The sequence below is a fragment of the Planifilum fimeticola genome (assembly GCF_003001905.1).
In the GTDB taxonomy this organism is placed as follows: Bacteria; Bacillota; Bacilli; order Thermoactinomycetales; family DSM-44946; genus Planifilum; species Planifilum fimeticola.
Genome location: NZ_PVNE01000006.1, coordinates 61,894 through 83,986, shown reverse-complemented (window position 1 = coordinate 83,986; position 22,093 = coordinate 61,894). Strand labels below are relative to the sequence as shown.

21 protein-coding genes are annotated in these 22,093 nt (G+C 61.4%); 3 read left to right on the top strand and 18 right to left on the bottom strand.

Features of this window, described 5'->3' with window-relative positions; translation table 11 throughout:
- Nucleotides 1-232 precede the first annotated feature (232 nt).
- The 11 genes from CLV97_RS05525 to CLV97_RS17840 all read right to left on the bottom strand — a co-directional run bounded on the left by CLV97_RS05525 (nucleotide 233) and on the right by CLV97_RS17840 (nucleotide 10,110).
- On the bottom strand, nucleotides 233-1,957 hold the full coding sequence (locus tag CLV97_RS05525) for a tetratricopeptide repeat protein (protein ID WP_106344527.1): 1,725 nt from the start codon (nucleotides 1,955-1,957) through the stop codon (nucleotides 233-235).
- A gap of 716 nt (nucleotides 1,958-2,673) precedes the next feature.
- The gene (gene hisIE, locus CLV97_RS05520; RefSeq protein WP_425440546.1) at nucleotides 2,674-3,315 is read right to left on the bottom strand and encodes a bifunctional phosphoribosyl-AMP cyclohydrolase/phosphoribosyl-ATP diphosphatase HisIE; all 642 of its coding nucleotides are present in this window, start codon (nucleotides 3,313-3,315) and stop codon (nucleotides 2,674-2,676) included.
- Nucleotides 3,306-4,070, bottom strand: coding sequence for an imidazole glycerol phosphate synthase subunit HisF (hisF, locus tag CLV97_RS05515; RefSeq protein ID WP_106344526.1), 765 nt, complete (start codon nucleotides 4,068-4,070; stop codon nucleotides 3,306-3,308). The genes hisIE and hisF overlap by 10 nt, the downstream gene beginning before the upstream one ends.
- Entirely contained in the window at nucleotides 4,067-4,819 is a 753-nt protein-coding gene (gene hisA, locus CLV97_RS05510; RefSeq protein WP_106344525.1) for a 1-(5-phosphoribosyl)-5-[(5-phosphoribosylamino)methylideneamino]imidazole-4-carboxamide isomerase, read from the bottom strand. The genes hisF and hisA overlap by 4 nt, the downstream gene beginning before the upstream one ends.
- Complete coding sequence (hisH, locus tag CLV97_RS05505; RefSeq protein WP_106344524.1) at nucleotides 4,816-5,436, bottom strand: imidazole glycerol phosphate synthase subunit HisH; 621 nt, start codon at nucleotides 5,434-5,436, stop codon at nucleotides 4,816-4,818. Before hisH ends, hisA begins: the two co-directional genes overlap by 4 nt.
- A gap of 1 nt (nucleotide 5,437) precedes the next feature.
- Nucleotides 5,438-6,028 carry an imidazoleglycerol-phosphate dehydratase HisB gene (gene hisB / locus CLV97_RS05500; RefSeq protein ID WP_106344523.1) on the bottom strand — a complete coding sequence of 197 codons (591 nt, stop codon included), beginning with the start codon at nucleotides 6,026-6,028 and terminating at the stop codon, nucleotides 5,438-5,440.
- Nucleotides 6,021-7,310 carry a histidinol dehydrogenase gene (gene hisD / locus CLV97_RS05495; protein ID WP_425440549.1) on the bottom strand — a complete coding sequence of 430 codons (1,290 nt, stop codon included), beginning with the start codon at nucleotides 7,308-7,310 and terminating at the stop codon, nucleotides 6,021-6,023. Before hisD ends, hisB begins: the two co-directional genes overlap by 8 nt.
- Entirely contained in the window at nucleotides 7,310-7,960 is a 651-nt protein-coding gene (gene hisG / locus CLV97_RS05490) for an ATP phosphoribosyltransferase (protein ID WP_106344521.1), read from the bottom strand. The genes hisD and hisG overlap by 1 nt, the downstream gene beginning before the upstream one ends.
- Nucleotides 7,947-9,116 carry an ATP phosphoribosyltransferase regulatory subunit gene (gene hisZ / locus CLV97_RS05485; protein WP_106344520.1) on the bottom strand — a complete coding sequence of 390 codons (1,170 nt, stop codon included), beginning with the start codon at nucleotides 9,114-9,116 and terminating at the stop codon, nucleotides 7,947-7,949. Before hisZ ends, hisG begins: the two co-directional genes overlap by 14 nt.
- A 122-nt stretch (nucleotides 9,117-9,238) precedes the next feature.
- Entirely contained in the window at nucleotides 9,239-9,832 is a 594-nt protein-coding gene (locus CLV97_RS05480) for a non-canonical purine NTP pyrophosphatase (RefSeq protein WP_170070370.1), read from the bottom strand.
- 17 nt (nucleotides 9,833-9,849) lie between these two features.
- The gene (locus tag CLV97_RS17840; protein ID WP_146130414.1) at nucleotides 9,850-10,110 is read right to left on the bottom strand and encodes a hypothetical protein; all 261 of its coding nucleotides are present in this window, start codon (nucleotides 10,108-10,110) and stop codon (nucleotides 9,850-9,852) included.
- Nucleotides 10,111-10,286: 176 nt separating this feature from the next.
- On the opposite strand from CLV97_RS17840, the gene CLV97_RS05475 reads away from it, so the two are divergent.
- Nucleotides 10,287-11,372, top strand: a complete 1,086-nt coding sequence (locus CLV97_RS05475) for a quinone-dependent dihydroorotate dehydrogenase (RefSeq protein ID WP_106344518.1) — start codon at nucleotides 10,287-10,289, stop codon at nucleotides 11,370-11,372.
- A gap of 102 nt (nucleotides 11,373-11,474) precedes the next feature.
- Here CLV97_RS05475 and CLV97_RS05470 read toward each other — a convergent pair whose 3' ends face one another.
- Both CLV97_RS05470 and CLV97_RS05465 read right to left on the bottom strand, forming a co-directional pair.
- Entirely contained in the window at nucleotides 11,475-15,020 is a 3,546-nt protein-coding gene (locus CLV97_RS05470) for an efflux RND transporter permease subunit (RefSeq protein ID WP_170070369.1), read from the bottom strand.
- A gap of 353 nt (nucleotides 15,021-15,373) precedes the next feature.
- Nucleotides 15,374-15,865, bottom strand: coding sequence for a GbsR/MarR family transcriptional regulator (locus CLV97_RS05465; protein WP_106344516.1), 492 nt, complete (start codon nucleotides 15,863-15,865; stop codon nucleotides 15,374-15,376).
- Between the two features lie 238 nt (nucleotides 15,866-16,103).
- Here CLV97_RS05465 and namA point away from each other — a divergent pair, with 238 nt between their 5' ends.
- Both namA and CLV97_RS05455 read left to right on the top strand, forming a co-directional pair.
- A complete protein-coding gene (namA, locus tag CLV97_RS05460; RefSeq protein WP_106344515.1) occupies nucleotides 16,104-17,126 on the top strand; it encodes an NADPH dehydrogenase NamA in 1,023 nt (340 codons plus the stop codon).
- Between the two features lie 158 nt (nucleotides 17,127-17,284).
- Nucleotides 17,285-18,337 (top strand): DNA polymerase IV, encoded by a 1,053-nt coding sequence (locus CLV97_RS05455; RefSeq protein ID WP_106344514.1) that lies wholly within the window; start codon nucleotides 17,285-17,287, stop codon nucleotides 18,335-18,337.
- An 85-nt stretch (nucleotides 18,338-18,422) separates the two neighbouring features.
- Here the strand turns inward: CLV97_RS05455 and CLV97_RS18055 are convergent, their stop codons facing one another.
- The 5 genes from CLV97_RS18055 to lgt all read right to left on the bottom strand — a co-directional run bounded on the left by CLV97_RS18055 (nucleotide 18,423) and on the right by lgt (nucleotide 21,929).
- Complete coding sequence (locus tag CLV97_RS18055) at nucleotides 18,423-18,587, bottom strand: hypothetical protein (protein WP_170070368.1); 165 nt, start codon at nucleotides 18,585-18,587, stop codon at nucleotides 18,423-18,425.
- Between the two features lie 303 nt (nucleotides 18,588-18,890).
- Nucleotides 18,891-19,418, bottom strand: coding sequence for an acyltransferase (locus CLV97_RS05445; RefSeq protein ID WP_106344512.1), 528 nt, complete (start codon nucleotides 19,416-19,418; stop codon nucleotides 18,891-18,893).
- 2 nt (nucleotides 19,419-19,420) lie between these two features.
- On the bottom strand, nucleotides 19,421-20,080 hold the full coding sequence (ppaX, locus tag CLV97_RS05440) for a pyrophosphatase PpaX (protein WP_106344511.1): 660 nt from the start codon (nucleotides 20,078-20,080) through the stop codon (nucleotides 19,421-19,423).
- Entirely contained in the window at nucleotides 20,077-21,024 is a 948-nt protein-coding gene (locus CLV97_RS05435) for a nucleoside recognition domain-containing protein (RefSeq protein ID WP_106344510.1), read from the bottom strand. Before CLV97_RS05435 ends, ppaX begins: the two co-directional genes overlap by 4 nt.
- Complete coding sequence (gene lgt, locus CLV97_RS05430) at nucleotides 21,021-21,929, bottom strand: prolipoprotein diacylglyceryl transferase (protein WP_146130413.1); 909 nt, start codon at nucleotides 21,927-21,929, stop codon at nucleotides 21,021-21,023. The genes CLV97_RS05435 and lgt overlap by 4 nt, the downstream gene beginning before the upstream one ends.
- Nucleotides 21,930-22,093: the final 164 nt, after the last annotated feature.

Below are 22,093 nucleotides of genomic sequence, written 5' to 3'. Positions count from 1 at the left end.
TTCGGCAGGGATGCATCCGGCCTTCGACACCGATTCGACGCGATCCGTTTTCCGTTTTTCGTCTCGTCCGGGGAGGTGCTGCCTCTTCCTCCCGCGTTTCGGAAGCGCCATCCGCATCCGGCGGACGATTTAAACGGGACCTATGGCAAATCTTCGACGGGCAAAAAGAGAGCCGCCCGTTTGCAGACGACACACCAACCGGCGACGGATGACCGCGTTCCGTTTCTCTCTGTTATTCACGAAGCTCCGTTTCCTTGGGGAAAAGATCGCATACCCGTTCCAATTCCCGGGCATGTCGGCCCACGGTGGCGGCGGCCACCCGATACTTCCGGGCCGCATCCGCCTGGGTGAAGCCAAGCCCGTGCATTTTGGCCACCACGTACTCCAGGGCGGCGGCCCATCCCTCCACCTTGCGGACCGTCGGGGGATCGGCTTTGCAGTGGGCGAGATACTGGGCCCACAAGGTCTGGGCATCCTTGATCTGGACGGCGTCGTACCGGCCGCGCATCCCGTCCAGGCAGCACTCCAACACCCGCTTCCACTGCTCCATCCAGGCGGAGAGCGTCGGGTCTCCCGACGGGGAGCAGATTTCCACCTCCCGCCCGCCGATCCAGGCGCGGTAGGGCTCCTCGGCCCCCATATGGCTCAGCACGAGCAGGGCCATCTTCTTCAGCTCATCCTCTTCCTCCGGCTTCATCACGAACTGGCGCAGCACCTGCTCCACTTCTTCGTCGGCGATCCAGGCGAACAGTTTGATGACCTGGAGCTTCGTCTCCCGGTCCCCGTGATTCAGCGCCCAGAAAAAGGAGGAGCGGATCAACGGATTTCGCTTGATTTGCTCCGCGGAGGCCTGACCCTGGGGGGCCAACTGACGAAACTGCAGCTCAAAGGGAAGTTGATAATGGTAGCTGATGGTGGGCACCCGAGAGTTCCCCCGGGACAGCCACTCCCTGCACTGGTTCAGATAGAAGCGCGGCACCTCGGACTCCGGGTCCGCTTCCATCGCCCGCTTCCAATACTTTTCGGCTTCGGCATGCCGACCCGTGTTGAAGGCCGCCGCCGCCGCATAGTGGTACAGGCTGGGTTCCGGCTGGGATTCCATTTTGAGGAGCCGGCGGAACATCTGGTAGGCCGTTTCGTGCTCGCCCAGAATGCCCATTGTCGTTCCCAGCTTGTACATGTGCTCCAGATGCATGGGAACCCATTTCTTCAGGGCGGCCACGAGGCGCTCCTTCTTGGCGGATTCCCCCATGTGCTGGTACAACACCGCCTGGTTGCACAGGGCGTGCAGATTGTTGGGATCCGCCTCCAGCACCTTCTGGATTTCCTGGATCGCCCGGTTCAGCTGCCCCGTGTAGTAATAAGCCAGGGACAAATTGTTGCGGGCGGCCAGAAAATCGGGGTACTCCTCCACCAGTTCCTCCAGGGCGCGGGTCGCCTGAAGAAAGCGCCCCTCTTCCAAATGGCAGCGGGCTTCATCGTGTTTTTTCATCCAGGCGTATTTGCCCCCGTAATCCGGCTGCCGCGGCGCCCGGCCCAATTCATAGGCCAGCATCTGCAGCATCTCGTTGGCTTCCTCCGCAAACTCCCCTTCCGGATCTTCCTCCAGGTAGCGGAGCAGGTATTCCTCGGCCAGATCGAAATCCTCCATGTTGGCCGCATTGTTCGCCATGTAAAAATAGCATTCGTACAGCTGGGGATCCACTTCGTTCAATACGCTTTCCAGCACCTCGTTCGATTCCTCGAACCGGCCCATCTCGGACAGGATCCCCGCCAGATTGCACAGGTTGATCGGATTGTCCGGCTCTTTCTCCGCGGCAATCCGAAAATATTTCAAGGCCTTGTCGTAATTGTGGCGGTCCAGGGAGCGGACCGCACGCTCAAAGAAGAAGCCGGCGTCCATCCGAAGACGGACCACCTTATTGGAACGAGCCTGTTTCTTTGCTGACTTTTTCATCTTCCCCCCACTCGGCGCAGGCCGATTGGCCGGTGGTATGGTATAAAAAGTATACCATATTTTCCACGCCAATGATATGCCCCGGATGGAGGGGGGAACAAGCCTGCGGACAGGCGGCGGACGGGCGGGCTCGAAACCCCGGGGCGCAGGCAGATCCAGTCGGGCCCCCGATCCGGAAATCGGGCTTTACGATCCCCAATAATCGACATAAAAATCGGATGGACAAAGCTCCGGCAATTCGATAAAATGGTTATCGAACAAACGTTCCCATTTTTCGTCGGAACCGCTCACCGACGACGGAAACATCCGGTCGCCGGCCCCCTGCCTTCCGATTGAACCGGCGGACCACCATTGGGGGGGATCACTTATGGCTTCTCCTGAACACCTGATCCACTGCCTGCAGCGGGTCAACGCCGCGATGCTCGCCCTCACCCGATGCCTGTCCGAGGAATGCACGCTGGAAGAAAGAAAACTGATCCTTCAGTTGGCCAGCGAATCCGCCGATCAATCCCGGCGGATCCGAAAGCTGCTGTATCAGCTGTACGGATCGGATCCGTACAGCGAAAAGCGAAGGGCTTACGGTTTTCGCGCGGAATCGGCGGTCCGCCGCCGGGAATCAAAAGCGTGGACGGTCCGTGAAAATCGGCTCAAGCTCATCCGCAACAACGACAAAGAGCACCCCGGTCAAGGTGCTCGAAAAAACGCCTACGCCGCTCTCAGCCTTCCCGGTGACGGCGGGACAGCTCCTCCAGCACTTCGTCCAGAGGAAGCTTCGCCTCCCGCAGAAGCACCAAGAGATGAAAAACCAGATCGGCCGTTTCGTATCGGAGTTCCTCCGGAGAGCGATTCTTGGCGGCGATGATCACCTCCGCCGCCTCTTCGCCCACCTTTTTCAGGATCTTGTCCAGCCCCTTCTCAAACAGGTAGGTGGTGTAGGAACCCTCGGGCCGCTCCGCCTCCCTGGATGCGATCAGCGACTCCAACCGGTTCAGGATGGCGAAGCGGCCATGTTCTTCCGTTTCCCCGGACGGGAGATCCGGCTTTTCAAAGCAGCTGGTCGTCCCCTTGTGGCAGGCGGGACCGGAAGGGATCACCCGCACCAGGAGGGCATCCCGGTCACAGTCGAAGGAAAGGGAAAGAACCCGCTGGGTGTTGCCCGATGTCTCCCCTTTATGCCACAACGCTTGCCGGGAGCGGCTCCAGAACCAGGTTTCCCCGGTCTCCAGGGTCTTGCGCAAGGCTTCCTCGTTCATGTAAGCCAACGTCAATACTTCCTTGCTCACGGCATCCTGGACGATGGCCGGCACCAATCCCCGCTCATCAAAACGAACCTGCGAAACATCCAGGGTCAGGGCCAACGGACGTTCACCCCCTTCTCCTTCAGGTAGGCCTTGACCTCTCGGATCCTCAGCTCCTGGTAATGGAAGAGGGATGCGGCCAAAGCGGCAGCCGCCGGGGTGGAGGAAAACACCTCATAAAAATGCTCCAGGGCGCCCGCCCCGCCGGAGGCGATCACCGGGACGCGGACGCTGGAGGCGACCCGACGGGTCAGTTCCAGGTCAAACCCGCTCTTTTGCCCATCCTGATCCATGCTGGTGAGGAGGATCTCCCCGGCCCCCCGCTCGGCCACTTCCTTCGCCCAGTCCACCGCCCGACGGTCGGTGGACCGGCGGCCTCCGTGGGTGTGGACCACCCAGTCCTTCCTTTCGGGGTCCCAGCGGGCATCGATGGCCACCACGATGCATTGGCTGCCGAAACGGCGCGCCCCTTCCTCCACCAGTTCCGGACGGAGGACGGCGGCGGTGTTGATCGACACCTTGTCCGCACCGGCGCGGAGAAGGCGGAACATGTCCTCCACGGAGGAAATCCCTCCTCCCACGGTGAAGGGGATGCTCAGCTCGGCCGCCGCCTCCCGGACGATGTCCGCCATCGTCCCCCTTCCTTCCTGGGAAGCGGAAATATCCAGGAAGACCAGTTCGTCGGCCCCTTCCCGGTCATACAGCGCGGCCAGCTCCACCGGATCCCCGGCATCCCTCAGATTGACGAAGGAGACTCCCTTCACCACCCGACCGTCCTTCACGTCCAGACAGGGTATGATCCGTTTCGTAATCATCGGCCTTCCTCTCCCGTTTCCCGAGTTAGACGCCTCATGGCCTCACCCAGGTCCAGTCCGCCCGTGTAGAGGGCGCGGCCGACCACGGCCCCGGCCACGCCTTCCCCGGCATGCCGGGCCAACCGGAGCACATCCTCCGTATCGCGAACCCCTCCGGAGGCGATCACCCGTTTTCCGCAAGCCCGGGCCAGGGAAAGGATGGCCTCCACGTTGGGACCGGACAGGGTACCGTCCCGCGAAATGTCGGTAAAAATAAAGGTTTCCGCGCCGTGGCGAACCATTTCCTTTGCCAGATCCTCCGCCGCCACCTCGGTGGTCTCCAGCCAACCGTGGGTGGCGACCCGGCCGTTCCGGGCATCGATGCCGAGGGCGATGCGATCCCCGTAACGGGCGAGGGCTTCCCGGACAAACCGGGGATCGTCGATGGCGGCGGAGCCCAGAACCACCCGCTGGACACCGGCGGAAAGCAAGAGCTCCAGCCTCTCCATCGACCGGACTCCGCCTCCCGCCTGAAGGGGGATGTCGACGCTTAAGGCTATCTCCCGGATCACCGGCAAATTGACCGGCTCGCCCGTACGGGCGGCGTCCAGATCGACCACGTGCAACCATTCGGCCCCCGCCGCCCGCCACTTCCGGGCGACTCCCACCGGGTCCTCATCGTATACCGTTTCCGCCCCGTAGTCCCCCTGATACAGCCGGACGCACTTTCCGCCCCGCAGATCCACCGCCGGATAGAGGATGAAGCTCATGACACCCCCACCTCGGATTCGCAAAGAGAAGCGAAGCGGCGGAGCAGTTCCCGCCCCAGCGTCCCGCTCTTTTCCGGATGAAACTGCATGCCGAAAATCCGGTTCCTGCCCACGACGGCCGTCACCGGCCCGTGATAATCGGTCACGGCCAGGATATCCTCCCGGTTGTCGGGCAGCACGTGATAGGAATGAACGAAGTACACGTACCCCTCATCCAATCCGTACAGGAGGGGATGAAACTGGATGAACGCGAGGCTGTTCCAACCCATGTGGGGAATGTTGAAGTCCCCCTCAAACCGCACTACGCGGCCGGGGAGGAGGTTCAGCCCCTGGTGATGACCGTGCTCTTCACTGACGGTGAAGAGAAGCTGCATCCCGAGGCAGATCCCGAGCAGAGGTTTTCCCTTGAAAGCCTCCCGTTTGATCACTCCGACGAGATTCCGTTCCGTCAGCTCCCGCATCGCGTCCCCGAAGGCGCCCACCCCGGGGAGGATGAGCCCGGACGCCCTTTCGACGGTTTCCGGATCGGAGGTGATGGCATAGGAAAAGCCCATCCGCTCCAGGGCGCGGCTGACGCTGTGCAGGTTGCCCATTCCGTAGTCGATGACGGCAATCATGCTAAAGCACCCCTTTGGAGGACGGGATCCCCTGGATCCGGGGATCCAACCGAGTGGCCTCGTCCAAAGCCCTCCCCAGGGCTTTGAACAGGGATTCGATCATGTGGTGGGTGTTCCGGCCGTAATGGAGAAGAACGTGGAGGTTCATCCTTCCCTCCATCGCCAGCTTCCAGAAAAACTCGTGAACCAGTTCCGTGGCGAAGGTTCCCACCCGCAAGTCGGGAAACTCGGCCTTGAACTCCAGGTGCGAGCGACCCGACAAATCCACCGCCACCTGGCCCAGGGACTCGTCCATCGGGATGACGGCATGGCCGTATCGGCGGATACCCGCTTTGTCCCCCAGGGCCCTGCGCAGGGCGGTCCCGAGGCAGATGGCGATGTCTTCCACCGTATGGTGGTCGTCGATATGAACATCCCCTCTCGCTCTCACCTGCAGGTCAAACAGCCCGTGCTTGGCAAACAGGTCCAGCATGTGCTCCAGAAAGGGAACTCCCGTCTCCAGCTCCGCCTTCCCCGACCCGTCCAGATTCAGGGTCAGGGTGATCTCCGTTTCCTTCGTTTTGCGATGAATCGTCGCGGTGCGATCACTCATCCCGTTTCTCCCCTTTTTCCCGCTCGAGGCGAACGCGGATCGATTCGGCGTGGGCACCCAGCCCCTCCCCTTCCGCCAGGGTGATCACCCGGGGGCCGACCCGCAGAAGCGCCTCCCGGCTGTAGGCGATCAAGCTGGTCTTCTTCAGGAAATCATCCACGGACAGGGGAGAAAAGAAGCGGGCCGTTCCGTTGGTGGGGAGGACGTGGTTGGGACCGGCGAAATAATCCCCCACCGGTTCCGGGCTGTACTCCCCGAGGAAGACGGCGCCGGCATTTTTGACCCGTCCGACCCAGCGCCACGGGTCGGCCACCAGAAGCTCCAGGTGTTCGGGGGCCAACCGGTTGGCCGTCTCCACCGCCTCCGCCAAATCCTCCGTGAGACAGATCGCCCCGTGTTCCCGCAAAGATTGGCCGGCGATCTCCCTCCGCTCCAGGGCCTCGCATTGTTTGACCAGTTCCAGGGAAACCTGCTCGGCCAAGGCGGAAGAAGGGGTGATCAGCACGGCGCTGGCCATCGGGTCGTGTTCCGCCTGGGAGAGGAGGTCGGCGGCCACGTATGCGGGATCGGCCGTTTCGTCGGCGATGACGACGATTTCGCTCGGACCGGCGATCATGTCGATGTCCGCCGTGCCGTACACCATCCGCTTCGCATAGGCGACGTAGATATTTCCGGGTCCGACGATCTTGTCCACCCGCCGGATGCTTTCCGTCCCGTAGGCCAGGGCGGCGATCCCCTGGGCCCCTCCCGCCTTCCAGATCTCCGTCACACCCGCCTCCCGCGCCGCCACCAGGGTGGGGGGATGGATGCTACCGTCGGGGAGGGGGGGAGTCACCATCGCGATTTCCTCCACCCCGGCCACCCGGGCCGGGATCACATTCATCAGCACCGACGACGGATAAGCGGCCCGCCCGCCGGGAACGTATACGCCCACCCGCTCCAGCGGGCGGATGAGTTGTCCCAATATCGTTCCGTCAGCCTCCGGTTCCATCCAGGACTGCCGCTTCTGCCGCTCGTGGTACCGGCGGATGCGCCGGGCCGCCTCCCGCAGCGCTTCCAACCACTCGGCGGACACCTGCTCGTAGGCGGCGTCGATCTCCTCTTCAGTCACGCGAAGGTCCCGGGGGGACGCACCGTCGAACATCTCCGTGTACCGCCTGAGAGCGGCGTCCCCCTCCGCCCGGACGGCGGAAAGGATCTCCCGGATCTTCCGCTCCTGGTCGGCCGGCAGCCCGCTTTCCCGCCGTCGCGTATCCAATTCCTCGGGCTTGACCACCCGGATCATGTTCTCACTCCTTCCCCCGTCACCACCGCCGCCAGCCGGGAACACAACCGGTCCACGGCTCCGCTCTTCAGGCGAAAGCTGGCCCGGTTGGCGATCAGGCGGGACGTGACGACGGCCACCGTCTCCAGCTCGACGAGACCGTTTTCCCGCAGGGTCCTTCCGGTGGAAACGATATCCACAATCCGGTCGGCCAGCCCGATCAGCGGAGCGAGCTCCACGGACCCGTTCAACCGGATGATCTCCACCTGTTCCCCCTGCTCCAAAAAATAGCGGCCGGCGATCCGCGGATATTTCGTCGCCACCCGCGGATGGAGGGTAGGGCGCCAGTCGGGGAGGGCGGCGACGGCAATCCGGCACCGGCTGATCCCCAGATCGAGCAACTCGTACACATCGCGCCCCTCCTCCATCAGCACATCCTTGCCCACCACTCCCAGGTCGGCCACCCCGTACTCCACATACGTGGGCACATCTCCCGGTTTGGAAAGGAAAAAGGAGAGGCCGGCCTCCGGCAGGGTCACCGTCAGCTTGCGGGTCGACTCAAAGCGCCCTTCCTCAACGGGGTACCCCGCCTCTTCGAAGAGCTCCAGCGCTTCCCGCAAGATCCGCCCCTTCGGCATGGCAATGGTCAGGGTATCATTTCCGGCCATCTTCTCCCTCCTCCCATCGGACGATGCGGTCGGCATCGATCTCCGTCCGCTGATCCGGATCGTCGGCGACGTGCAGAATCACCGCTTTCCCTTCCTTTCGGAGTTCCTGCGCCCGACGGATCGCCTCCCTCCGGGCGGAACGGGGATAAACCAACGCCACCCGCTCCATCTCCTGATCCGCAGCGGGACTCGCCTCCATCAGCCGGTCCGTCTTCAGGGCAAACCCCGTCGCCGGAGCCGGCCGCCCGAAGCGCTCCAGCAACCGGTCGTACCGCCCGCCGCTCACCAGGGGAAAGCTGGAAGGGAGAGCATATCCTTCAAAATAGACGCCGGTGTAATAATGGAGGCTGCCCACCAGGCTCAAGTCCAATACCACGTGGCGGTTCGCCCCGAAATCCTCGAGGGCCTCCCACATCTCCCAAAGGTGCCGGACGGCGTTCTCCACCCGGCGGGAACGCATCTGCGGACGAAGCGACTCGAGCCGATCCTTTCCCCCGCTCAGGTGAGGAAGGCGAAGGAGCAATTCCTTTCCCTCCGGGGTCAGGTTCAGCTGCGCCACCCGCTCCTTGTACCCCACGACATCCCGTGCGCCCAGGCATGCCTTCAGCTGCTCCACCTGCTGCGGATCCTCCACCTGCTCACGGAGGAGCCCGTCCAGCAGCTCCACGTGTCCGACCGCCAGTTGAAAGGGTGAAATCTCGCAGGCGGAGAGCGCCTCCGCCGCCAGAGCGATCACCTCGGCATCGGCCTCCGGAGAGGGATCCCCCACCAGCTCCACTCCGGATTGGAAAAACTCCACCGTCCGCGCCGAATCGTCCTGGGCGCGGAAAACGCTGGCATGGTAATAGAGGCGAATCGGAAGCGGTTCATCCTTCAAAACCGAAGAGACCATCCGGGCGATGGGCGCCGTCAAATCGGGACGCAGCACCAAGGTCTTGCCTTCCCGATCGATCAGCTTGAACATCTTGTATTCCGGTATCGCGCTGGCCGCCCCCACCGTATCAAAGTACTCCAGGGTCGGCGTCAGCACTTCCCGATACCCCCACCGCCGGAAGCAGGTTTGCACCCGCCGCTCCACCAGCCGCTTCTTGGCCGCCGTCGACGGGGGAAAATCGCGAAATCCGGTCGGTTTTTCAAACTGGCGCAGCTTTCCCATGCAAAAACCCTCCGACGTTCGCTTTAGCACGCTAAAGAAATCCGTTCCCTGTAGTTTAACACTCGCATCCTGAGGGCGTCAATCCCTTTTCCCGGTGAGGAGAACCTGTCAGAAAATCGACATCAGTCCGCGGGCTCCGCCCCGTCATCGCGCCTCGCCCGTTCCTTCAGCCAGGCGGCCAACTGCTCCAGCGCCTTTCTCCGGTAGGAATGCTCCAGGCGCTTTTCCGGCGGAAGCTCCGACAACACCCGGTCCTCACCCTCGGGAACAAAGACGGGATTGAAGGGGAAGCCCGGTTCCGGCCGTAGGCTCTCCGGCTCCGCCTCGATGATGCTGCCGTGGGTCCTGGCGGTGAAACAGCGAATCTTCCCGTCCCACAAGACGGCGACCGCTCCCTCCAGCCAGGCCTGCCGCGACTCGCCCGCAAGCAGCTTCATGAATCCCCTGTATCCGATCTGATCGAAAATCCTCTTGGTCAACACGCCGGGGAATCCCGGGTAGGCCTTCAAAAAAAGCCCGGCATCGTCCACCATCACCCGGTTCAGGCCCATTCGTCTCACCTGACGCAGCTTTTCCAGACAAACCTCCTCGATCCTTCCCTCCACCGGTTCCATCAGCATGAGGGAATGATGGATCACTTCGATGCCCAGTGGAGAGAGAATGGTCCGCGCTTCCTCCAGCTTCCCGACATTTTCCGTGACAAAACGAAGTTTCACCGTTTTCCCCCCATTCTTCATCCATTATACTTAAAACTGAAGTATGGACCGTTTCCGGAGGAGAATGGATCATGGAAAACTGGAGCACTTTCTTTTTTCTGGCGGGATTCTTGCTTGAACTTCTGGGGGTCTGGTTGTTTCTGAGAAAAAAAGAGGGTTTTTTTGAGCCGATCATCCTGGGTTTCCTCTGCTTTTTGGTGGGATTCCTCGCGTAAACGGTTGAGAGGCGGTCCGCCGCCGATAAATGCTTCGGGACATCCGATTTCCATACGCGACATGCCGGTTTCCCCGATCCTCGTCGGTGCGATCGACCGCCCGGTTGAACGCAACCGATGACGGAGAAGGGAAACATGTTATTATGTTAAGAGGTTGTCAATGATCCTGAATCGCACCGGAATAAGACGAGAGGAATCTCATCATAAATAGAACGAATGGACAGAAGGGAAGAGACATCTTGTATTCCTTGTGGCGACGTTTCCTGTTTCGATATGATCCCGAGCGGGTGCATGAATGGGCCGTCCGGGGGCTGGAGTCCCTGCAAACGTTTCCCGTGTTCCTGTCCTTATCCCGCAAGTTCTACGCGGTGGAAAATCCCGCCCTGGAAGTTTGTCTCTGGGGCTTGTCCTTTCCCAATCCGGTGGGACTGGCCGCCGGGTTTGACAAAAACGCCACGGTTTATCCGGCCCTTTCCGCCTTCGGCTTCGGGCACATCGAGGTGGGAACGATCACCCCGCTGCCGCAGCCGGGCAACCGCAAGCCCCGCCTGTTCCGGCTGACGCAGGAAGAAGCGATCATCAACCGGATGGGCTTCAACAACCGCGGAGCCCGCCAGGCGATGGAGCACTTCACCCGCCTGCCCCGGCCCCGCCTGCCCATCGGCGTCAACATCGGAAAAAACCGAAACACTCCCAACGAACAAGCTTTTCAGGACTACCGATGCTGCCTCCGCGCCCTGTACCGCCACGGCGACTATTTCGTCATCAACATCAGCTCGCCGAACACGGAGGGACTCCGGGATCTGCATCGGCCGGAGGCGCTGAAGCCGCTTCTGGAGGACATCCTGGGCGAGCGGGAAGTGCTGAGGGAGGAAACCGGGGAAATCCGCCCCCTCCTCCTCAAGATCTCGCCGGACCTGACCGATGAGGATTTGGATAAGGCGGTGGATGTCGCGTTGGAGGCCGGGGTGGACGGTTTCATCGCCACCAACACCACCCTGTCCCGGGACGGGATCTCCGCATCCCCCTTTCGCGAAGAAGCGGGGGGACTCAGCGGCCGTCCCCTGGCGAAGCGCTCCACGGAAGTGATTCGCCGTATCTTTCGGCACACCGGCGGACGCGTCCCCATCATCGGAACGGGAGGCATCTTCACCGGGGAGGACGCCTACGAAAAAATCCGCGCAGGAGCCAGCCTCGTCCAGGTGTATACCGGAATGATCTACCGCGGGCCATCCATCGCCCGGCAAATCAACCGGGAACTGCTCCAGCTCCTGAAGCGGGACGGACTCCATCACATCCAGCAGGCGGTGGGAAGGGACGCTTGAATGACCGGCACCGTTTTCACACGCCGGGAAAATCGGTCCCCCAAATACATCCTCCACACAGGGAACGGCCGTTGACGCGAAGTCAACGGCCGTTGTGTATCATCATGCCGAAGATCCGGTGCGCTTACCGATCATCCGCTCCTTCAACCCCGCCAGGATGCTGTACATGATCGGAACGATGAACAGGGTGAGGAAGGTGGAGGAGGTCAGTCCGCCGATCACCACCACCGCCAATCCCTGGGAGATCAGGCTGCCTTCACCGTAACCCAGCCCCAGGGGAAGCAGGGCGAAGATGGTGGCAAAGGCGGTCATCAGGATCGGACGCAGGCGGGTTCCTCCCGCTTCCAGCAGCGCGGAGCGAACGTCCAGCCCCCGCGCCCGCTGTTGCTGCACCCGGTCGATCAACACGATGGCATTGGTGACCACGATTCCGATCAACATCAGCGCCCCGATCAGGGCGGAAACACTGATGGGCTGACCGGAAATCCACAGGCCCACCAATCCCCCGATCACGGCAAAGGGCAGGGAGAACATGATGGTGAAGGGAGCGGTGGCTTCGCCGAAGGCGATGATCATCACCAGATAAACCGCCAGAACGGCGACGACCATGGCCACGCCCAGCTGGGCGAAGCTCTTATCCATCTCCTCGGTCTCTCCGCTGAGATTCACCGAGATGCCGGAGGGCAGGTCCATCTCGCCGATGATCTGCCGCACTTCCCGGGAGATGGCACCGGAGTCGGAGGTGGTGATGTCCCCGGTAACGGTGGCGTAGGGTTGGCCGTTCTCCTTCTGGATCGTCACCGGCCCCTTCACCTTTTCCACCTTGGCCACGTCGCCGAGCCGGACCAAGTTGCCGGTGGGGCCCATGATTTGGACATCCTTCAGCTCCTTCAGGGAATCGATGCCCTTCCGCTCCAGTCCCAGCTTGATCTCCTGCACCTGGGAACCGTTCTCCAGCTCCGTCACGGCGTCCGCCTCGAGCAGTCCCCGAACCGACATGGCCACCTGGGCGGCGGACAATCCCTCCTTGGCCGCCTTCTTCTGGTCAACCTCGATGTTCACCAGTTCCTTCTGCTCGCTCAGGTTGTTGGTCACGTTGACCAGACCGTTCACCTTCTCCATCCGGTCCGTGAGCTCCTCGGCCACCTTCCGGATGTCCTTCAACCGATCCCCCTTGACCACGGCGACAATCTCGCCGCTGGTGGGAATCATGCTGTTCACTTCATGAACGTTCAATTCCGCGTCTCCCTTGATCCGCTCCATGTCGTCGCGGACCCGCTTCAGGAAGACGTCCATCTTCGTATCGGGGTCCAGACTGACAAACGTGTTGACGCGGTTTGTGCTGCCGATCGAACCGTCCCCCGCCAGCTGTCCGCGCAGGTTCCCCACGGTGGTGGAGACGACGCGGACCTCGGGGTAGGCCTTCAACTGGTCTTCGATCTCCTTCGCCTTGTCGTTGGTCACCTCCAGGGCCGTACCGGAGGGCATCTTGACCTCAATCTGGATCGCCTTGTCCTTATCCGCCGGCAAAAAGCTGGTTCCCACCACCGGGATGAGGAGCAGGCTGGCCAAAAGCATCACCGTAGAGAGCAGAAGGACCGTCTTCCGGTGATCCAGCGCCCAGGACAAGGCCTGCCGGTAGATCCGGGCCATGCGGCTCTCCCGGTGTTCCGTCTTCAGCTTTCTCCCGTTCAGGAGAGTCAGTTTGGCGAGCAGCGGCACCACCGTCACCGCCACCACCAGCGAGCTGAGCAGGGCGATCACGACGGTGACGGCAAAGGGGACGAAAACTTTTCCGACAATCCCGCTCACCATCCCCAGGGGCACGAACACGGCCACCGTCGTCATCGTCGAGGAAGCGATCGCCGAACCCACTTCCTTGGTGGCGAACTGGATCAGGGCGATCCCGCGCTCCCGGGTCTTGGAGAAATGGCGGTAAATGTTCTCGATCACGACGATGCTGTCGTCCACCACCCGGCCGATGGCCACGGCAAGCCCGCCCAGGGTCATGATGTTGAGGGTGATGTCCGCCTGGTTCAGCAGGGTGAGCGTGGTCAGCACCGAGAGCGGAATGGACACGATGGCGATCAGGGTGGTGCGCAGGTTGCGCAGGAACACCAGAATCACCAGGGAAGCGAACAGGGCGCCCAGCAATCCCTCCCGCACCATCGTCATGATGGAATCCTTCACGGCCCGGGACTGATCGTGCAGAAGGGTGGTCTCGATCTCCGGATGCTTTCTCTTCAGCTCGTCCAGCTTGGCGTTGACTTCTTCGACCGCCTCGACCACGTTCCCGTCCGGCGCCTGGATCACCTCGATGTTGACCGAGGGTTTGCCGTTGGTCCGGGTGATCAGCGTGTTTCCTTCCGAGGTTTCCTTGATCTCGGCGATATCGGACAGTTTGATCGTCCGGATTTTTTGTTCACCGGCGGACGGTTTCTTCATCTTCTGGCCGGATGCCTTGGGCGGCTGAAGGCCGGAGGGGATCTGGGCGTTTTTCCCGCCCGTTCCCTTCGGCTGGGGCATCTGCTTTTGAATCTGCTTCATCCGGTTGTCGATTTCCTTGAGCCCTTTTTCCTCCGCTTGGATCTTGGCCTTCAGCATCGCCACTTCGCGGGCCGCTTCTCCGTCCCCGGGATTTTCCCGAAGCCTCCGTTCCGCCTCGTTCAGAGCGATGCGATCCCCGAGGAGTTGGGCCTGCAACTGCTGCGCCGACTGCAACAGCTGCACCTGGGCCTGCACCAGTCCCACGCCCTGGCCCACTTGACCCAATCCCTGGCCGATCTGACCCACGGCTTCACCCAGTCCGCCCACGGCCTGACCCAAGCCGCCGACGGCTTGACCCAAGCCTTCCATCCCCTGGCCGATCTGCTCAAAGGCGTCCTTCATCCCCGCCTGGGCATCGGGGTATACCGTCAGGCGCATATTCCGGAGATCCTCGACGGAGGTGATCTTCTGGTCGACGCGCACCGGCATATCCAGCCGGTCCACGCGCAAATCTCCCACCGGAATGGAAACGTTGTTCCCCTGCAGCGCCTGCTGCACCTGTTGGGAAGTCAAATTGTATTTTTTCAGTTTGTCCGGCTTGAGCCGAACCACCACCGCCTTGGGACCCTGCCCCTTGACATCGACCCGGCCGACGCCGGCGACCGACTTCAAGGCCGGCTCCACTTCCTCCTTCACCCATTTCTCCAGTTCCTCCGGGTCCTTGTCCTCGCTGTACAGGCTGACGATCATCATGGGGAAGGTGTCGAAGCCGAAGCGGTTGAAGGTGGTTTCCATCGCTTCGTCGGGAAGCTGGAGCCGGTTCACCGCCTCTTCCATCTCTTGCTGGGTCTTGTCCAAATCGGCATCGAAATCAAATTCCACCACCACGACCGAGGTGCTGTCCGCCGAAATGGACTGTACCTTTTTCGCCCCCTTCGTTCCCATGAGCGCCTGCTCGATGGGCTGGGTCACCTTTTCGTCCACGTCCTCCGGCGACGCTCCGGGATAGGGGGTGATCGCGACGATCACCGGAAAAGAGATGTCCGGCATCGCTTCCATCTTCATCTGTCCCGCCGAATACACCCCGCCGAAGGTGACGAGAAGAACCAAGATGAGTACGGCGGCCACATTTTTCAGGGAAAAGCGGGTCAACCAGCTCAAAACGGAATTCCTCCTTGTCGCAAAAATCGTATACCCGGTGTCGACCATATCCATGAAAGGTGTCGGCATGTGCTTCGGCGCGGTTTCGTCTCGGGCTTTTGCCGCATCCCTGAAGCTTCGTCTGACGCATCCCATTCACCCGGGCCGGGACTCCGACAAACCGACGGGGAGCCGACTGTTTCTCCCGCCGGAAAGGAAATGAGGCGTAAGAAATCCGGCAACCAATCGAGGACCTGCGTCAGGGCGTCAAATGCCGCATCCGACCGGAATTCTCCGTGGAAGTTCCCTTCGCTGGGCAAACCTCCACGTTACGGCGATCCCGCGGGGATCTTCATCACACCCTTCAGGAAACACTATCCTCTCCAAAGGGATTTTTTCCTTTTCTCCCACTCTTCATCAAGTCCGTCCAGCCGCTCCAGGCAGAGATCATGCAGCGCCTTCATCTCCATCAACCTCCGCCTGGCCGTTTCAAAGCTTTCCCTCTGTTCCTCGGGATAAGAGGTCGGAAAATCCGCGAGGATGCTTTCCAGAAACGAAGAAATATGGCGCATCGCCGCAAGGCTGATCCGGATGGATACCAAGCCGGCATCCTCCGCCAGCTGGTAATAGTCCCGCCGATCGCCAAGGCGGGAAACCTTTACGCACAGCCCCATCCTCTCCAGGGCGCGGATGCGGATGCTGACCGCCGCCTTGGTCACTCCCAGCCGGTCGGCCATTTCCTGCAAACCGAGCGGCTTCTCGGAGAACAAGAGCAGAGAAAACAGGTGCCCGTTCAGCGGACTGTTCCCGCTCCACTTGAAGGAGCGGGCGATCTCTTCTCCGAGCCGGTTCTTGATATCCTCCAAATCGCGGAAGATAAGCCTTCACCCTTTCAGATTATTAACGTTAACAAGGTTAAAAATATCATTAACGATGTTGATTATAAAAAATCGCCCTTTTCCGTGTCAACAGGGTTCCGGGCGGAAGGCGGACCATGCGATTGATAGAGCGATCCGATTGGAGTACAATGCTTTTACAGAGGAAGAAATCCAGACAGCAGGATACACGCGCCGTCAACACGTTACCGCAAACGGAGGTTGAACCATGTCCCTCATCTTCGAACCCTACACGCACAAAAACGTGACCCTTTCGAACCGGATCGTCATGTCGCCGATGTGCATGTATTCGGCGACCCGTGAAGGAGAGGTGACCGACTGGCACATCGTCCACTACGGGACGAGGGCCGTCGGCAGGGTCGGAATGATCATGCTGGAGGCCACCGCCGTGGAAAGCCGCGGGCGGATCAGCGACCGCGACCTGGGCATCTGGAGCGATCATCATGTGGACGGCCTGAAAAAAATCGTCGATTTCGCCCACGACCAAGGGGTGAAGATCGGGATCCAGCTGGCCCACGCCGGGCGAAAGGCGGAGCTGGACGAGCCGATCATCGCCCCCAGCGCCGTCCCCTTCGACGAACGGAGCAAGATGCCCCAGGAAATGACCAAAGCCCAGATCGAGGAAGTGATCCGGGCTTTCCGGGAAGGGGCGCGCCGGGCGGATGCGGCCGGCTTCGACGTGGTGGAAATTCACGCGGCCCACGGATATCTGCTCCACGAGTTTCTCTCCCCCATCGCCAACCGGAGGGAGGACGAATACGGCGGCTCCCTCGCCGACCGCTTCCGGATGCTGAGGGAGGTGGTGCGGGCCGTCCGGGAGGTTTGGACGGCGGATCGTCCCCTGTACGTGCGCATCTCCGCCGTCGATCACGACGAGAGGGGGCTCACCCTGGAAGACAGCGTGGAAATCGCTCGTCTGTTGAAGGAAGAGGGCGTCGACCTGATCGACGTCTCCTCCGGCGGCATGGTGCCGAAGCCCCCGGCCCGGGTGTACCCCGGCTATCAAGTGCACTATTCGGAAACCATCCGGAAAGAGGCGGGCATCCCCACCGGCTGCGTCGGCATGATCACCACCCCGGAGCAGGCGGAAGAAATCCTCGGAAACGGGCGCGCCGATCTCGTCTTCCTGGGAAGGGAACTCCTCCGCAATCCCTACTGGGTGATCGACGCCGCCCGCCGGCGCGGCCTTTCCTTTGACGGAGCCCGGCAATACGAGCGGGCGTATCGCTAAAGGCACCCGATGGCCGAACCGCCTTCTTTCGACGGGTCGCCGCCGATGGCGGCGGCCTTTTGATTTTCCATCGCCCGCCGACAAAGCCCGGTTGCATCTCCCCCCTTTTCACCCCATAATCAGGGTGGGAAGGAAGAATTGGGTGAAGGTGAAACGCGGTGAAGAAGATCATCCATCTGGATCTCGACGCCTTTTTCGCCAGTGTGGAACAGCTGGACAATCCAAAGTTGCGGGGCAAACCGGTCATCGTCGGCGGCACGGGAAAGCGCGGCGTGGTGTCCACCTGCAGTTACGAAGCCCGCGCCTTTGGCGTGCGATCGGCCATGCCCATGGCGATGGCCCGCAAGTTGTGCCCGCACGGGGTTTTTTTGCCGGTGAGGCATGAACGGTACCGGGAAAAATCCCGAGAGGTTCGCCGCATCTACACCCGGTACAGCGATCTCGTCGAAACCGTGGGCCTGGACGAAGCCTACCTAGACGTCTCCCACTATCCCGATGCCGTGCCGATCGCCCGGGAACTGAAAGAAAGGGTCCGGGCTGAGACGGGACTGACCTGCAGCATCGGCCTCTCTTACAACAAATCGATGGCCAAGATCGCCAGCGATTTGAAAAAGCCGAATGCCTTCGTGATCATCCGGCCGGAACAGGCTTTGCACATTTTGAAGGATCTGCCGATCGGGGCGCTGCACGGGATCGGAAAAAAATCCCAGGAACGCCTGAAAAAAATGGGCATCCGCACCGTCCGCGACTTTTGGCGATTGCCCTTGGAAGAAGTGGTCCAGATGTTCGGCAAGTTCGGCTACGATCTGTACTACCGGGCCCGGGGAAAAGACGATCGGGAAATCGTCACCAACCGTCCCCGCAAATCCCACTCCCGCGAAACCACTCTGGCCGAAAATCTGTACGACCGGGAATCGGTGGCCCGAGTCGCCAGGAGTCTGCTTGAGAAAGTGCAGCAAAAGCTGTCCGATGAGGAGTTCCCCCAAACCCTGACGCTGAAAATCAAATATGCGGACTTCACCGTCCACTCCAAACAGCGAACGGTCCGCGAACCTTTCCCCGACTGGCCGAAAATCCTGGAGGAATTGCTGGATGCCTTCGACTACTCCCCCGGCATCCGCCTGGTCGGGGTGGGTTTTTCCAATTTCGCAAAGCGGTCGGAAGTGATGTATGAACAGCTCTCGCTCCCCCTGGGGGACGAATTGCTCTGACGACCCCGTCATCCCCCGGCGCGGAAACCCTTCCCGCAGTCCCCATCCTCCGCCGGCCGGCGGAGGAGGCAAACTTCCGGTCCGCTCAGCGCTCTCCCCCCTGAATCCCCGCTTTCCAGAACTCGATCCCCCCTGCCGCCAACAACAGGCTGAAAAAAAGGAAAAAGGGAGGGATGTCATTCCACCTGGGTGCCGCAGGCGCGCGATGGGCGCTCACGGCGTCGGCCAGGTTGTACAGGGCTTCAACCACATATCCCCCGACCCACACCAGTACGCCCGAAAGGAAGAGAGCAGAGCCGATTACCGCATTTACCGCCTGATTCCGCGCAGTCCATCGCTTCGCAAGAGAACCCGGTCGGAAAATCCGGGAAAGGAGGTACTATCCATCATAGGGAGCCCCTCCGCAAATCGCCTTGGGGTGGAGTGCCGAAGGGCAGGAAGAAAAAAACGAGCTTCCGCTTCGCTTCCGTGCAGGCGGGCCGTCTGACGGGCCTCCTGCCAAGCACCCGTGACGGAAAGGGGGCCGAAGCCCCCGACGTTCAACCGACCGGTCCTAGGTGTTTCGTTCCCTTTCACCGCCGCCTCTTTCCCGTTTCTCCTCCCCTTGCCGAATCACCCGGATCGGATTGCCGGCCACAAAGGCGCCGGGGGGGACGTCTCGGTTGACGACGGATCCGGCCCCGACCACCGCCCGGTCGCCGATGACCACCCCGGGGAGGACCGTGGTGTTGGCCCCGATCATCACCTGGTCGCCGATCACCACGTCCCCCAGCCGGTACTCGTCGATCAGATACTCGTGGGCCAACAGGGTGGTGTTGTAGCCGATGATGCAATCGCGGCCGACGCGGATCCGCTCGGGAAACATCACGTCGATCATGGCCATCATTCCGAAGGCGGTCTTCTCCCCGACCTCCATCCCCAAGAAGGTGCGGTACATCCAGTTTTTCAAGCCGAGAAAGGGAGTGTAGCGGGCGATGTGAATCACGAGGGCGTTCCTAAGCACCTTCCAAAAGGAAACGGTCCGGTACACCTGCCAGAGGGAATTGCTTCCCTCCACGGGAAAACGTTCCGTTCGCCGCATGTTCATCCGCCTCCGGACTCCGCATCAATTTCCACGATGTTTAACAGATCCTCCATCTCCTCCAGCACGTGATCGGGGGAGAGGGCCAGGAGCTCCTCCTTGCCGTGCCAGCTCCAGGCCACCGCCGCCGCATCCACGCCGGCCCGCCGTGCCGCCAACAGATCGAAGCGGCTGTCCCCCACCATCAAAGTCCGGGCGGGGTCGGCCCCGACCGCTTCCATCGCCCGGAGGATCGGGTCCGGGTGGGGCTTGGGCCGCCCGGCCTCCCCGTAGCAGACGACCGTTTTCATCCATTTGTCCAGCCCGAACAGGGAAAGTCCCTTCTCGACGGTGATCCGCTGCTTGTTGGAAACCACCCCCAGGGCAACCCCCGCCCGGTGCAATTTCTCCAGCACCTCGGGTACCCCCGGAAACAGCTTGACCCAATCGTCGTGACAGGCCAGGTTGTGCTCGCGGTAGGTTTGCACCATCGCCTCCCACTGCTCGGGATCCAACCTCCGCATCGTGTCATGCAAAGGCTCCCCCAGGCAGGAGAGGATCTCTTCCCGGCTGTATTTCCCCGGGCAGTGCCTGCTCAGGGTGTGCTCGTAGGAGGCCAGGATCAGGTCGTTGGTGTCGATCAGCGTCCCGTCCAGGTCGAAAAGGACGGTTTCGTATCTCATGCGTGATCCCCCCGGACGGAAACGGAAGCCCCGCGGTCCTTCGGCCACAGCCAGGCCACCGTGACGGTGAGGAAAATCGCCGCCCCCAGCCGGATCAGCAGGAGGGCGAAGATGTTGACTCCGAGGGGGACGAACAGGAGGGTATCCTCCACCACCGCGTGGCAGGCGGCCAGAAAGAGAATGATCAGCGTCATCTCCCGACGGGAAAACTGCTGCTCCCGGGCCTGCTGGATGATGACGCCCGCCCCCATCGCCAGGCCGAACAGGAGGCCGCCGGCCATGGTGACGGCCCCCCGAGGATCCAAGCCCAAGGGTCGCATCAGGGGCTTCATCCACCCGGCGAAGCGGTCCAACACCTGAATGTCCTTGAGCACCTGGATGCCGATCATCAGGGGAATCACCACCAACGCCAGCTGAAGCGCGCCCGTCAGGGCCGTCTTGAGGGCGAGCAGAATGATTTCCCCCCAGCCCTCCGGCACATCCTCAGCGGCGCCCACCCATCCGAAGGACGCCCGTTCGCCGCCGCCGCTCCACAGGATATGAATCAACAGCGCCGAGATCAACGCCAAGCCGATGCGGACCGAGGCTACCAGAAAGGGGTTGAGCCCCACCCGGCGGCAGAGGGCGGTTTCCACGAGCAGGTTGTGGGAGAAGCTGAGCATCACCGCCAGGATCAGGACCTGTTTCACCGTCAGATCCATCGTCAGAATCGCCCCGATGGCGGCGTACAGATTGAGCAGATTGCCCAGGGCGAGGGGAACCGCCGCTTCCCCCGGCAGTCCGAACCAACCCATCAGGGGGGTGAGCCCCTCCACCAGCCATTCGATCACGGGAGTGTACTTCAGCACGCTGACCACCAGGGTGACGGGCAGGATCACCTTGGTCAGTTCCCAGGTTGTCTCCAGACCGGATCGCCAACCGCGACGCCAATCGATCTTCCTCATCCCGAAACCCTTCCTTCGGACTCCAGGTAAGACTGGCGGGCATATCCCAGGCCCCTGCGCAACAGGATCAGGAGAATTCCCGCCAAGGCCAGACAGAGGCTGACCAGCTGCGCGATCCGAACGTTTCCGCCGGACAGCGCCCCCGGTTCAAAGAGGAGGTTCATCGGCGCCCAAAGGGCCTCCAGCAGTCCCGCCAGCCACTCCGGGCCATTGAAGGCGAGGCTGTCCGTGCGCAGCCCTTCGATGAAAAAGCGCCCCAGGGAATACCAGATGAGATAGCTGAACAGGAGCTCCCCCCGCTTCGGGTTGACACGCCGCAGGAGCAGAAGAAGCAGGAACCCCGTCAGATTCCAAACCGATTCGTACAGAAAGGTGGGATGATAATATACGCCGTCTATGTACATTTGCTCAATGATCCAATCCGGCAAGTGCAGGCTCTTCAGGAAATCCAGGCTGACCGGCCCCCCGTGGGCCTCCTGGTTGACGAAATTGCCCCAGCGCCCGATCGCCTGCCCCAAAATGATGCTGGGCACCACGATGTCCGCCGTGAGGAGAAAGGGCATCCCCCGTTTCCGGAGAAAGAAATAACCCGCGAGAAATGCGCCGATCAACCCGCCGTGGATGGCCAGACCGCCCTTCCAAACGGCGATGATGTCCCCCGGGTTCTGGGCGTAGTAATCCCACTCGAAGAGGACGTAATAAAGCCGCGCCCCGAGAATCGCCGCGGGGATCACCCAGACCACCATGTCGAGGAACAGATCGCTGTCCAGCCCGTGCCTTTTTCCTTCCCGAACGGCCAGCCACAGCCCGACCAGCGCCGCTGTTCCGAGAATGATACCGTACCAATGAATCTTTATCGGTCCCAGGGATAGGGCAACCGGATCGATCACCTGTGCAAACAACATCCGATGGCGCTCCCTTCAAAGATAGGTTTCGTGTCCCGTGTTCTTTTCCCATTGTAACCTAGATCATATCAAAAAAGAATGCAGGCGTCCCGAAGAGCCCTAAAAAGACCCATTCCCTCGTGTTTACAGGAAGAAAAGGGGATCCTTCCCGTCTTGGCCGAATC

What these genes read in the sequence shown, in the direction of transcription:
- CLV97_RS05445 (WP_106344512.1), bottom strand. Translation starts at nt 19,418, where the DNA reads ATGCGGCGAACGGAACGTTTTCCCGTGGAGGGAAGCAATTCCCTCTGG.
- lgt (WP_146130413.1), bottom strand. Translation starts at nt 21,929, where the DNA reads ATGTTGTTTGCACAGGTGATCGATCCGGTTGCCCTATCCCTGGGACCG.
- hisA (WP_106344525.1), bottom strand. Translation starts at nt 4,819, where the DNA reads ATGAGCTTCATCCTCTATCCGGCGGTGGATCTGCGGGGCGGAAAGTGC.
- namA (WP_106344515.1), top strand. Translation starts at nt 16,104, where the DNA reads ATGTCCCTCATCTTCGAACCCTACACGCACAAAAACGTGACCCTTTCG.
- hisZ (WP_106344520.1), bottom strand. Translation starts at nt 9,116, where the DNA reads ATGGGAAAGCTGCGCCAGTTTGAAAAACCGACCGGATTTCGCGATTTT.
- hisH (WP_106344524.1), bottom strand. Translation starts at nt 5,436, where the DNA reads ATGATTGCCGTCATCGACTACGGAATGGGCAACCTGCACAGCGTCAGC.
- CLV97_RS17840 (WP_146130414.1), bottom strand. Translation starts at nt 10,110, where the DNA reads ATGTCGCGTATGGAAATCGGATGTCCCGAAGCATTTATCGGCGGCGGA.
- hisG (WP_106344521.1), bottom strand. Translation starts at nt 7,960, where the DNA reads ATGGCCGGAAATGATACCCTGACCATTGCCATGCCGAAGGGGCGGATC.
- hisB (WP_106344523.1), bottom strand. Translation starts at nt 6,028, where the DNA reads ATGAGTGATCGCACCGCGACGATTCATCGCAAAACGAAGGAAACGGAG.
- hisF (WP_106344526.1), bottom strand. Translation starts at nt 4,070, where the DNA reads ATGATTACGAAACGGATCATACCCTGTCTGGACGTGAAGGACGGTCGG.
- ppaX (WP_106344511.1), bottom strand. Translation starts at nt 20,080, where the DNA reads ATGAGATACGAAACCGTCCTTTTCGACCTGGACGGGACGCTGATCGAC.
- CLV97_RS05435 (WP_106344510.1), bottom strand. Translation starts at nt 21,024, where the DNA reads ATGAGGAAGATCGATTGGCGTCGCGGTTGGCGATCCGGTCTGGAGACA.
- CLV97_RS05525 (WP_106344527.1), bottom strand. Translation starts at nt 1,957, where the DNA reads ATGAAAAAGTCAGCAAAGAAACAGGCTCGTTCCAATAAGGTGGTCCGT.